Consider the following 10,491-nt stretch of genomic DNA (forward strand, 5'->3'; position numbering starts at 1 on the left):
CCGGCCCAGGCGGCGGGCATAGCCAAGCGCGATGGCCAGCCGCCCCCGCACATTGTACGAGAAGATCTGGGACGCCCACGTCGTGGAAATCCGCGAAGACGGCACCAGCCTGATCTTCATCGACCGCCACCTCGTCCACGAAGTCACCAGCCCGCAGGCGTTCGAGGCACTGCGCGCGAACGGGCGCACGGTCCGCCGCCCCGACCTGACGCTGGCGGTGCCCGACCACAACGTGCCGACCACCGCGCGGCTCGACGCGAGCGGCCAGCGCCTGCCGATCGCCGACCCGCAGAGCGCCGAACAGCTCGCCGCGCTGGAGCGCAACGCGCCCCACTTCGGCATCCGCTACATCGACGCGACCGCCGCAGAGCAAGGCATCGTCCACGTCGTCGGCCCGGAACAGGGCTTCTCACTGCCCGGCGCCACCATCGTGTGCGGCGACAGCCACACCGCCGCGCACGGCGGGATCGGCGCGCTCGCCTTCGGAATCGGCACCAGCGAGGTCGAGCACGTGCTCGCCACGCAGACGCTGCTGCTGCGCAAATCGAAGACGATGGAGGTCCGGGTCGAGGGCAAGCTCGGGCCCGGCGTGACGCCCAAGGACCTGATCCTGCACGTGATCGGTGCGATCGGCACTGCGGGCGGCACCGGCCACGTGATCGAATATCGCGGCGCGGTGTTCGAGGCGATGAGCGTCGAGGGCCGGCTGACCGTCTGCAACATGAGCATCGAGGGTGGCGCGCGCGCCGGGCTGATCGCGCCGGACGAAACGACCTTCGCCTACCTGGAAGGTCGCCCGTGCGCCCCACGCGGCGCGGACTGGGATCGCGCGGTCGAATGGTGGCGCACGCTGCGCACCGACGAGGGCGCGATCTTCGACAAGTCGATCACGATCGACGCCGCCGATATCGAACCGACCGTCACCTGGGGCACCAGCCCGGAAGATACCGTGCCGATCGGCGGCAGCGTGCCCTCCCCCGAAAGCTTCGCCGATCCGGCCAAGCAGGAGGCGGCGCGCAAGAGCCTCGCCTACATGGGTCTCGAACCCGGCCAGCGGCTGGCCGAGGTAGCGGTGGAGAACGTGTTCATCGGCAGCTGCACCAACAGCCGGATCGAGGACCTGCGCGCCGCCGCCGAGGTGCTGCGCGGGCGGCGCAAGGCGGACGGCGTGAAGTGGGCCATCGTGGTCCCCGGTTCGGGCCTCGTGAAGCGACAGGCCGAGGCCGAGGGGCTCGACAAGGTCTTTACCGAAGCGGGCCTCGAATGGCGTGAACCGGGCTGCTCGGCCTGCCTCGCGATGAACCCCGACAAGGTGCCGCCGGGCGAACGCTGCGCCAGCACCAGCAACCGCAACTTCGTCGGCCGCCAGGGCCCCGGCGCGCGCACCCACCTGATGAGCCCGGCGATGGCCGCCGCCGTCGCCGTGACCGGGCGGCTGACCGACGTGCGGGAGCTGGCCCGATGAAGGGAGGCTGCGTCTGCGGGGGCGTCACGCTCGAACTGCCGCGCAAGCCCGAGTACATCAACATCTGCAACTGCCGCCTGTGCCGCTCGACCGGCGGCGCCTACGGCTACTTCGCGCCCGAGGAACTCACGCTCACCGGCGAGATCAAGGGCTTCCAGCGCGCCGACTTGCCCGACGTCTGGCTGACGATGCACTTCTGCCCGCACTGCGGCAGCGCCACGCACTGGACGCCGAGCGGCAACACGGCGCTCGGGCGCATCGGCGTCAACATGAGGCTGTTCGTGCAGGACGAACTCGCCGGCATCGAGGTCCGCTATCAGGACGGGCGCGGCGTGATCGACGAAACCGACGATTTCGTCACCACCGCCACCGGCCATATCGGCGACGGCAAGGCGTTCTGACCCGCAAGTCCGCTTTCGCGCCGGTGGCGGCGCCCGATGCGCGGGTGCTGATCCTCGGCAGCTTGCCCGGCGAGGCATCGCTCGCCGCGCAACGCTACTATGCACACCCGCAGAACCGCTTCTGGCATCTCGTCGGCGGCGCGATCGGGGCGGACCTCGCCTCGCTCGACTACGACGCGCGGCTCGCAACGCTCAAGGCGCGCGGCATTGCACTGTGGGACACGGTCGCCTCGGCGCGCCGCAGCGGCAGCCTCGACGCGGCGATCCGCGAGGCCGAGCACGCGCCGCTGGCAGATCTCGCCGCCACCTTGCCGCACTTGCGCGCGGTCGCTTTCAACGGGCGCAAGTCCGCCGCGATCGGGCGGCCGCAACTTGCAGGCAGCACGCTCCAACTGATCGACCTGCCCTCCTCGTCCCCCGCCTATGCCGCGATGCCGCTGGCGGAGAAAGAGCGGCTTTGGGCGCGGCTAGGCGATTTCCTCGGATGACCCCTTGCCAAGATTCCTCCACCCTACCATTGACCGTAGGATGACCAAGAAGCTTCCCTCCTCGCTCGGCGGCAAGGCCGCGGTGGCCGGCGCCGCGATCGGCTCCGCCGCGATCGCCGCGGCGCTGCTCTACGCGTCCAAGCGCAAGGCGAAGAACCGGCCGGCCCAGCCCGGTCCCATCCCTTCCGGCGAAAAGCCCGAAACCGACTGATGGAGCCGGTCTCGAGCATCGAGGGCCGGGCGATTCCGCTCGGCGCCAAGAATGTCGATACCGACGTTATCATCCCCGCGCACTGGCTGAAGACGGTGACGCGCGAAGGCCTCGGGCGCGGCGCGTTCGAAACCTTGCGCGCGCAGCCGGGCAACGTGTTTGACGATCCCGCTTTCGTCGGCGCGCCGATCCTGATCGCAGGCGACAACTTCGGCTGCGGATCGAGCCGCGAGCATGCCGCCTGGGCAATGCTCGACCTGGGCGTACGCGCGGTAATCGCGCCGAGCTTCTCCGACATCTTCAGCGGCAACGCGTTCAAGAACGGCATCCTCACCGTAGCGCTGCCGCAGGACCAGGTTGACCGGCTGCTGGAAGTCGCGCGCACCGATCCGGTTGCGATCGACCTCGAAAGCCAGACGGTCACCACCCCGTTCCAGGATCGCTTCGCGTTCGAAGTCGACGCCTTTCGCAAGCACTGCCTGCTCGAAGGGCTCGACGAGGTCGGGCTGACGCTCGAACGCGGCGCCGCCATCACCGAATACGAACGACGTCAGGCATGCGACATGCCCTGGCTGGCACAACCACGGGAGAATGCCGCATGAAGGCCCTACGTACCCACGCCGTCGGTGGTCCGGACACGCTGACGCTCGACGAAATCGAGGTGCCGGCGCCCGCCAAGGGGCAGGTACTGGTCGACGTGAAGGCCTGCGCGATCAACTTTCCCGACACGCTGATGATCCGCGACCTCTATCAGTTCAAGCCCGAGCGCCCTTATGCGCCGGGTGGCGAGATCGCAGGCGTGATCGAGGCGCTGGGCGAAGGCGTGGAAGGCTGGCAGGTCGGCGACCGCGTGCTCGCCGGCATCGGCAACGGTGGGCTGGCGGAGAAGGTCTGCGTCGCCGCAGGCCGCATGTTCAAGGTGCCCGAAGGCGTGCCGTTCGAGAAGGCCGCCTCGTTGATGATGACTTACGGCACCACGATCCACGGGCTGAAGGATCGGGGGCACATCAAGCAGGGCGATGTGCTGCTGGTGCTCGGCGCGGCGGGGGGCGTCGGTCTTTCGGCGGTCGAACTGGGCAAGGCGTTCGGCGCGAAAGTGATCGCCGCCGTCTCGAGCGAGGAAAAGGGCGAGGTCGCGCGTAAGGCGGGCGCGGACGAGATCGTGATCTATCCCAAGGGCGAGATGGACAAGGCCGCGAGCAAGGATCTGGCGGGCAAGTTCAAGGAAGCCTGCGGGCCCGAAGGCGCGAACATCGTCTACGACGTGGTCGGCGGCCAGTATTCGGAACCCGCGCTGCGCTCGATCGCGTGGGAGGGTCGCTTCCTCGTGGTCGGTTTCCCCGCGGGGATCGCCAAGATGCCGCTCAATCTCACTCTGCTGAAGTCGTGCGATATCTGCGGCGTGTTCTGGGGCGCCTTCACCGCGCGCGAACCGGAGAAATATCGCGCGCAGGCCGACGAACTTTTCCAACTGCTCCAGGCCGGCAAGATCGACCCGCTGATTTCCGAAACCTTCCCGCTCGATCGCGGCGGCGAAGCGATCGCGAAGCTCGAGAACCGGCAGGCGGTCGGCAAGCTGGTGGTGACGATGGACTGATGCGGCCATTGGGCGCTTGCCCGAGCGCGGGCGCGCGCCTATCCCGGCGCGCGAACAATTCCGAGAGGACCACATGACCGACTTCAACGATCGCAAGCGTGCGGAAGAGGCCAAGTTTGCGATGGACGAGGATACCGCGTTCCGCGTCGCCGCGCGTCGCAATCGCCTGCTGGGGGAATGGGCCGCGGGTCTGATGAACCTGACTGCCGAGGAAACCGACGCTTACAAGAAGGCGGTCGTCCAGGCCGATTTCGAGGAAGCGGGCGACGAGGACGTGATCCGCAAGCTGCTCGGCGATCTGACCGCTGCCGAGGTCGACGTGGACGAAGCGGACATCCGCGCCAAGCTCGACGAAAAGGCGGTCGAGGCCCGGCGCCAGCTCATGAGCGAGAGCTGATCGCCCCATGCCCATGTCCGGCCCCGAAATCGAAGGCATGATCCGTGCGGCCCTGCCCGGCGCGGACGTGACGATGACCGACCTTGCCGGCGATGGCGATCATTGGGCAGCGCGCGTCGCCGCTCCGCAATTCGCGGGCAAGAGCCGGGTGCAGCAGCACAAGATGGTCTACGACGCGCTCGGCGGAAAGATGGGCGGCGTGCTCCACGCCTTGCAACTCACGACCGAAGTGCCCACCTGAATCGCTTACCGTATGAATACCCGAGTGGAATTACCCATGGCCGATATCAACCAGCGCATCACCGACATCGTCGACAAGAACGACGTGGTCCTGTTTATGAAGGGCACCCCGCTGTTCCCCCAATGCGGCTTTTCCAGCCGCGCGGTGTCGATCCTCGATCACTGCGGCGTCGCCTACGACAGCGTGGATGTGCTGCAGGACATGGAGATGCGACAGGGCATCAAGACCTATTCGGACTGGCCGACGATCCCCCAGCTTTACGTGAAGGGCGAATTCGTCGGCGGCAGCGACATCCTGATGGAAATGTTCGAGGCCGGGGAATTGCAGCAGATGCTGGACGAAAAGGCGGTCGCGAAAGCCTGAACTTTCACGCGCCCGACGACAAAGGCCCGCTCCGGGATGCCGGAGCGGGCCTTTGCCGTTTTCGGGGAGGCGGCGCCGGAGACTTGGGGGGTGGCGCCGCCTCGTTTCGAAGACCACGGGGGGTATCACGTGCGATGCATGGCTCGTGCCAGTTTCCCCTATCTCCGGATTGCTGCGGCGCACGATAGTGAACGAGAATTAACGCACCGCGAATGTGTCAGAAAAACCGACACCTCGAAACCCGCTTGGCAAGCCGCCGGCCGGACGGCACAGTCGGCGCGATGAGCGAGACGTCCGCCTCCGGCATTCCCGCCGCCACGATCGTAATCTTCCGCAACGGCCCGACCGGCGGCCCGCCCGAACTGCTGATGGTGACACGCGCGCGCGCGATGCGCTTCGCCGGTGGGGCCGCAGTCTTTCCCGGCGGTCGTGTCGACGAGGCCGATCGCGTGCTCGCGCAGGGCCTGGCAGCCTTCGACGATGCCGCCGGCGTCGACGAAGCGGCACATCGGATCGCCGCCATCCGCGAAACGCTGGAGGAAACCGGCCTCGCGGTCGGCCTGGGCGGATCGATCGATGCCGCGCGCGCGCGCGCTGCGCGGGCGATGCTGCTGGAAACCGGCGCGCTCGCCCCCGTGCTGGAGGCGATGGACTGGTCGCTCGATCTCGAGGCGATCGTGCCCTTCTCGCGCTGGCATCCGAAGAACGAGCAGCTTCCGCGCGTGTTCGACACGCGGTTCTATCTGGCCGACCTCGGGACCGGTGCGGTGGACGTGACCATCGACGAAACCGAGAACACCCGGCTGTTCTGGATCACCGCGCAGGCTGCGCTCGATGCCGCCGACCGCGGCGAATTGACGGTTATTTTCCCCACCCGCCGCAACCTGGAGCGGCTGGCCGGGTTCGACGATTTCAGCGCCGCACTACGCGATTGCGCGACCTACCCTCCGCGCACGATAACCCCGTTCCTCGAACAGCGCGACGGCGAGCGCTGGCTCTGCATTCCCGCCGACGCAGGCTATCCAGTAACCGCCGAACGGCTCGAGGGCCTCAACCGCGGCTGAGGCGTATCGAAACCGGGAGGCGGTTGCGTGCTCGATCGCACTCCGATCGCGGTCTCAGTTCGGACGCTCGCCTGCGATATATTCGTCGACCAGATCTTCTAGCACATCCAGTGGAACCGAGCCGTTCTCCAGGACGACGCCGTGGAAGTCGCGGATGTCGAACTGCGGCCCCAGCGCCTCGCGAGCACGGGTTCGAAGCTCGAGAATCTTGAGTTGCCCGATCATGTAGCTCGTCGCCTGCCCGGGCCAGTTGAAGTAGCGCTCGACTTCCTTGGCGGCATCGCGTTCCGACAGGAGGGCATTTTCGAGGAAGTACTCGATCGCCTGTTCGCGCGTCCATTGCTTGGAATGGATGCCGGTGTCGGTCACCAGCCGGACCGCGCGCCATAGCTGGGTCGAAAGCATCCCGAACTCCGAATAGGGGTCTTCGTAGAACCCCATCTCCTTGCCGAACCCCTCCGCATAGAGCCCCCATCCTTCGGCGTAAGCGCCATAGCCGCCGAACCGGCGGAACTTCGGCAGGTCCGGCAATTCCTGCGCGAGAGCGATCTGGAAGTGATGACCCGGCGCGCCTTCGTGATAGCTGATCGCCTCCGTCTGGGGCTTGAGCACCTGGTTCATGTCGGCCAGGTTCACATAGTAGATGCCGGGGCGCGAACCATCTTCGGACGGGCTGTTGTAGAACGCCACCGGGGCGGTTTCCTGCCTCCAGGTCTCCACTGCGCGAACCTCCAGCGGCGCCTTGGGCAACCGCCGGAAATAGTCCGGCGCTTTCGCCATGACCTGCGCGATGTACTGGTTTGCATCGGCCAGATATTGCTGACGCCCGGCCTGCGTGTTCGGGTACTTGTACCGCTGCCCGGTGGTGATGTGCTTGAAGAAGTCCTGCAGCGAACCGCTGAATCCGACGTCCGACTTGATCCGCTCCATTTCGCCATGGATGCGTGCAACCTGCTCCAGCCCGATTTCATGGATCTGGTCGGCGGACAGGTCGGTGGTCGTCGATTCCTTCAGGCGGTTGGCGTAGAACTCCGCGCCTTGCGGCAGGCCCCAAGCCCCGCGGTTGCCCTGGCTCTGCCCCTCGAGCGCATCCCAAGTCGAAAGAAACGCCAGATAGCCTCTCCGGACCGGCCCGGTCAGCGCCTCGCGCGCTTGCGCGACGAGCCTGTCCTTCTCGTCTTGCGGGGCATCGAGCTTGGCGACCTTCACCTTGAAGTCGGCGAAGACCGGCGTGTCGTCGCCCGCCTCGAACGGAGCGCCGGCGAAAACGCGCCGGGCATCTTCGCGAACCGGCGCGAAATTGAACGCGGAAGGGACGATGCCGATGCTCGCCTGATAGCGCATATTCGCGGTAATTTCGGTCATCACCCGCTCGACCTCCCGCAAGCGCGCGATGTAGGCCTCGGCATCCGCCACGTTATCGACCAGGTGCTGATTGATCAGGAACACGGGTATGGAGCCGGCCGGGCTGCCATTGGTGCTCGCGGGAAAGGCATGCCAGCGCCACTTGAACGAGGCGATCTCCTGCTCGAGCTCTTCTTCGAACATCCGATAGTTCAGCCGGCTGTCCGGGCTCAAACCGGCCGGATCGAACTGCGCGCGCAGATCCGCAAGCTGGCGCTGGGCGAGGTCGAGCCCCTCCTGGCGATAAGCGTCCGTGTATGTGTCAAGCCGGTCGTACTGGTTCTTGCGGCCCAGCCCGGTGAGAGCCTGGGGCGAGCGCGCCAGTTGCTCTTCGAACGCCGCATCGAGGAAGCTCAGAAGCCGCTCGTCCTCGGCAGCCGTAGCGGTCGAAGGCCGAGCCGCGGGTGCAGACATGGCAGCGGCCGATGCCTCGGCGCCCTGCCGGGATGGAGAGGTGGTCGCACAGCCGGTCGTCGCAAGCAGGATCAATGTGGCAGCAAGAACCGGCTTCATCAGCTGACCTCTTCGTATTGTGGACCTTCTCCTTCGGCCTAACGCCGGTGCGAGCCGACGTCCATCTGTGTCGGCGCAATCCGATAAAACTGACGCTCAACTACCACTATTGCGTCTCACTCGCAGTTGCGATAGGCGGCGCGCCTTCTTGGATTCCCTGGGGGTCAAATGGTCCGTTCGCTTCGTCCCGTCGTCAAGTTCGCCCTGCTCGCATCCGGAGCCCTGTGTGCCCCGGTGCTCGCGCAGGACAGCCCCGAAACACAGACCGAGGACGAAGTCTTCGATCAGGACGTCATCGTCGTCTATGGCCGTGGTATCGAGAGCAATTCGGCCGCGACCGGGCTCGACCTGACGCCGCGCGAGACGCCGCAGTCGATCACGATCATCACCCGCGAGCAGATCGACGACCAGGCCGCCTCGACCGTCGCCGACGTGCTCGAATATACCACCGGCCTTTCGGTGAAACGGGTCGACCGGGGCCGCAACCTCCTGTCCGCGCGCGGTTTCGACATCACCAACTTCCAGCTCGACGGGCTGCCGTTCGCGACGGGCAATGTCGGGCTGGAGGAAACCAGCACCGCGCTCTACGAGCGGATCGAGGTGGTGCGCGGCGCGACCGGCCTGCTCCAGGGCGCGGGCGAACCGTCGGCGTCGATCAACATGGTGCGCAAGCAGGCCGATGCGCGCAGGCTGACCGGAGAGATCACGCTTGAAGCGGGTTCGTGGGATCGGCTGTCGGGCATGGTCGACGTCGGCGCAGCGCTGACGAGCGACGGTTCGGCGCGCGCGCGCTTCGCCGCCGAAGTCTATACGCAGGACGCCTTCGTCGATCTGGAAAGCAGCAACGGCGTCACGCTCTACGGCACGGTCGCTGCCGATCTCGGGCCGGGCACGACGGTGCGCGCGGGAGCGAGCTATCAGCGCGACGAGCGCGACGGCGTGATGTGGGCGCAGCTGCCCTACTGGTATACCGACGGATCGCGCCCGGACTGGCCGCGCTCGACGACTACCGGCGCGGACTGGAACGCGTGGGATACGGTCGAGAAGTCGGCCTTCGTATCGCTCGATCATCAACTGGGCGGCGGCTGGCAGTTGCGTGGCGACGTCTCCTATTTCGAGCAGATGGAGGATTCCAAGCTCATCTGGCTGTCGGGCGCGCCCGATCGCGAGTCGGGCGAAGGCATGGACATCTGGCCCTACTGGTATCTGTCCGAGCCGAAGCAGTGGAGCGCGAACCTGCAGGTCAAGGGCGGCTATTCGCTCTTCGGCCGCGCGCACGAACTGGTCGTCGGCGCGATGTACAGCCATCTCGAGGGCGGCTGGACCAACCGCGATCCGATCGACGGCACGGTCGCGCCGTTGGGCGATTTCCACGATTGGGACGGCAGCTATCCCGAACCCGAATGGGGCGAACGCTACCGAATGAGCGGGTTCGGCACGACCGAACAGACCGCCGTCTATGCCGCGACGCGCTTCCAGATCCTCGACCCGCTGAAGCTGATCGCGGGCGGACGGCTCAGCTCGTGGACGCGCGACGAGGAGGAAGCGCTCTACACGCCCGAAGCCTATCGCATCGAACACGAGAACGTGTTCACGCCCTATGCCGGCCTGATCTTCGATTTCAACGACATGTTCTCGGCCTATGCGAGCTACACCAGCATCTTCAATCCGCAGACCGCGCGCGATCGCGACGGCCGCTATCTCGACCCGCTCGAAGGCAACAACTACGAGGCGGGATTGAAGGCCGACCTGATGGGCGGACGGCTGCGCGCTTCGGCCGCGGTGTTTCGGATCGAGCAGAACAACTTCGCGGTTCCCGACATCGATCCCGCAACGGGCGATCCATACTTCGTGCCCGGCACCACCGACGTCGCCTCGCGCTCGGCGCAGGGCGTCGTCTCGGAAGGCTACGAACTCGAGATGCAGGGCGAGGTGCTCCCCGCGTGGGACATCAGCATCGGGTGGAGCCACTTCAAGGCGGAGGACCCGGACGGGGTCGACGTGCAGGCGCACCAGCCGCGCAAGGTGTTCCGCATGGCCACCAAGTACGAATTCGGCGGCGCGCTCGATGGGTTCAGCCTCGGCGGCTCGATGCGCTGGGAAAACCGCCCGCCGCAGACCGCGCCCAATCCCGCCACCGGCGAGATCGAGCCGGTCGGCCAGGAGCCCTATGCCCTCGTCAACCTGCTGGCCGCCTTTGCGCTGACCGAGCGGCTCTCGCTTCAGGTCAATGTCAACAACTTGTTCGACGAGACGTATTACAACACCAATTCCTGGTTCGGCGGCTATATCTACGGCGAACCGCGCAATGTCCTCGCGACCGTGCGCTACGGGTTCTGATCGGGCG

Annotated in this window: 12 protein-coding genes; 11 read left to right on the top strand and 1 reads right to left on the bottom strand. The window is 66.5% G+C overall.

The genetic code is table 11. The annotated features are described in order from the left end of the window. Positions 1-31: 31 nt before the first annotated feature. From leuC to ACE3QC_RS06435, 10 genes are all read left to right on the top strand, one after another. On the top strand, positions 32-1,465 hold the full coding sequence (leuC, locus tag ACE3QC_RS06390; RefSeq protein WP_374406366.1) for a 3-isopropylmalate dehydratase large subunit: 1,434 nt from the start codon (positions 32-34) through the stop codon (positions 1,463-1,465). Further along, entirely contained in the window at positions 1,462-1,866 is a 405-nt protein-coding gene (locus tag ACE3QC_RS06395) for a GFA family protein (protein ID WP_374406368.1), read from the top strand. Before leuC ends, ACE3QC_RS06395 begins: the two co-directional genes overlap by 4 nt. A gap of 23 nt (positions 1,867-1,889) precedes the next feature. Beyond that, positions 1,890-2,354, top strand: coding sequence for a DNA-deoxyinosine glycosylase (locus ACE3QC_RS06400; RefSeq protein ID WP_374406370.1), 465 nt, complete (start codon positions 1,890-1,892; stop codon positions 2,352-2,354). Positions 2,355-2,394: 40 nt separating this feature from the next. Continuing rightward, positions 2,395-2,565 carry an isopropylmalate isomerase gene (locus tag ACE3QC_RS06405; protein WP_374406372.1) on the top strand — a complete coding sequence of 57 codons (171 nt, stop codon included), beginning with the start codon at positions 2,395-2,397 and terminating at the stop codon, positions 2,563-2,565. Beyond that, positions 2,565-3,167 carry a 3-isopropylmalate dehydratase small subunit gene (leuD, locus tag ACE3QC_RS06410; RefSeq protein WP_374406374.1) on the top strand — a complete coding sequence of 201 codons (603 nt, stop codon included), beginning with the start codon at positions 2,565-2,567 and terminating at the stop codon, positions 3,165-3,167. Before ACE3QC_RS06405 ends, leuD begins: the two co-directional genes overlap by 1 nt. Further along, entirely contained in the window at positions 3,164-4,162 is a 999-nt protein-coding gene (locus tag ACE3QC_RS06415; protein ID WP_374406376.1) for an NADPH:quinone oxidoreductase family protein, read from the top strand. The genes leuD and ACE3QC_RS06415 overlap by 4 nt, the downstream gene beginning before the upstream one ends. A 73-nt stretch (positions 4,163-4,235) precedes the next feature. After that, entirely contained in the window at positions 4,236-4,559 is a 324-nt protein-coding gene (locus ACE3QC_RS06420; protein ID WP_374406377.1) for a DUF1476 domain-containing protein, read from the top strand. 7 nt (positions 4,560-4,566) lie between these two features. Beyond that, positions 4,567-4,800 (top strand): BolA/IbaG family iron-sulfur metabolism protein, encoded by a 234-nt coding sequence (locus ACE3QC_RS06425; protein ID WP_374406379.1) that lies wholly within the window; start codon positions 4,567-4,569, stop codon positions 4,798-4,800. Between the two features lie 36 nt (positions 4,801-4,836). After that, positions 4,837-5,163, top strand: coding sequence for a Grx4 family monothiol glutaredoxin (grxD, locus tag ACE3QC_RS06430; protein ID WP_374406381.1), 327 nt, complete (start codon positions 4,837-4,839; stop codon positions 5,161-5,163). Positions 5,164-5,444: 281 nt separating this feature from the next. After that, the gene (locus ACE3QC_RS06435; protein ID WP_374406383.1) at positions 5,445-6,227 is read left to right on the top strand and encodes an NUDIX domain-containing protein; all 783 of its coding nucleotides are present in this window, start codon (positions 5,445-5,447) and stop codon (positions 6,225-6,227) included. Between the two features lie 54 nt (positions 6,228-6,281). On the opposite strand, the gene ACE3QC_RS06440 is transcribed toward ACE3QC_RS06435, so the two are convergent. Further along, on the bottom strand, positions 6,282-8,045 hold the full coding sequence (locus ACE3QC_RS06440; protein ID WP_374406385.1) for a DUF885 family protein: 1,764 nt from the start codon (positions 8,043-8,045) through the stop codon (positions 6,282-6,284). A gap of 267 nt (positions 8,046-8,312) precedes the next feature. On the opposite strand from ACE3QC_RS06440, the gene ACE3QC_RS06445 reads away from it, so the two are divergent. Beyond that, positions 8,313-10,484, top strand: a complete 2,172-nt coding sequence (locus tag ACE3QC_RS06445; RefSeq protein ID WP_374406387.1) for a TonB-dependent siderophore receptor — start codon at positions 8,313-8,315, stop codon at positions 10,482-10,484. The last annotated feature ends 7 nt before the right edge of the window (positions 10,485-10,491 follow it).

The organism is Pelagerythrobacter sp. (genome assembly GCF_041912895.1).
Lineage (GTDB): Bacteria > Pseudomonadota > Alphaproteobacteria > Sphingomonadales > Sphingomonadaceae > Pelagerythrobacter.

Coding starts and splice junctions, on each gene's coding strand:
- leuC (WP_374406366.1), top strand. CDS start 32: ATGGCCAGCCGCCCCCGCACATTGTACGAGAAGATCTGGGACGCCCAC.
- ACE3QC_RS06395 (WP_374406368.1), top strand. CDS start 1,462: ATGAAGGGAGGCTGCGTCTGCGGGGGCGTCACGCTCGAACTGCCGCGC.
- ACE3QC_RS06405 (WP_374406372.1), top strand. CDS start 2,395: ATGACCAAGAAGCTTCCCTCCTCGCTCGGCGGCAAGGCCGCGGTGGCC.
- leuD (WP_374406374.1), top strand. CDS start 2,565: ATGGAGCCGGTCTCGAGCATCGAGGGCCGGGCGATTCCGCTCGGCGCC.
- ACE3QC_RS06415 (WP_374406376.1), top strand. CDS start 3,164: ATGAAGGCCCTACGTACCCACGCCGTCGGTGGTCCGGACACGCTGACG.
- ACE3QC_RS06420 (WP_374406377.1), top strand. CDS start 4,236: ATGACCGACTTCAACGATCGCAAGCGTGCGGAAGAGGCCAAGTTTGCG.
- ACE3QC_RS06425 (WP_374406379.1), top strand. CDS start 4,567: ATGCCCATGTCCGGCCCCGAAATCGAAGGCATGATCCGTGCGGCCCTG.
- grxD (WP_374406381.1), top strand. CDS start 4,837: ATGGCCGATATCAACCAGCGCATCACCGACATCGTCGACAAGAACGAC.
- ACE3QC_RS06435 (WP_374406383.1), top strand. CDS start 5,445: ATGAGCGAGACGTCCGCCTCCGGCATTCCCGCCGCCACGATCGTAATC.
- ACE3QC_RS06440 (WP_374406385.1), bottom strand. CDS start 8,045: ATGTCTGCACCCGCGGCTCGGCCTTCGACCGCTACGGCTGCCGAGGAC.
- ACE3QC_RS06445 (WP_374406387.1), top strand. CDS start 8,313: ATGGTCCGTTCGCTTCGTCCCGTCGTCAAGTTCGCCCTGCTCGCATCC.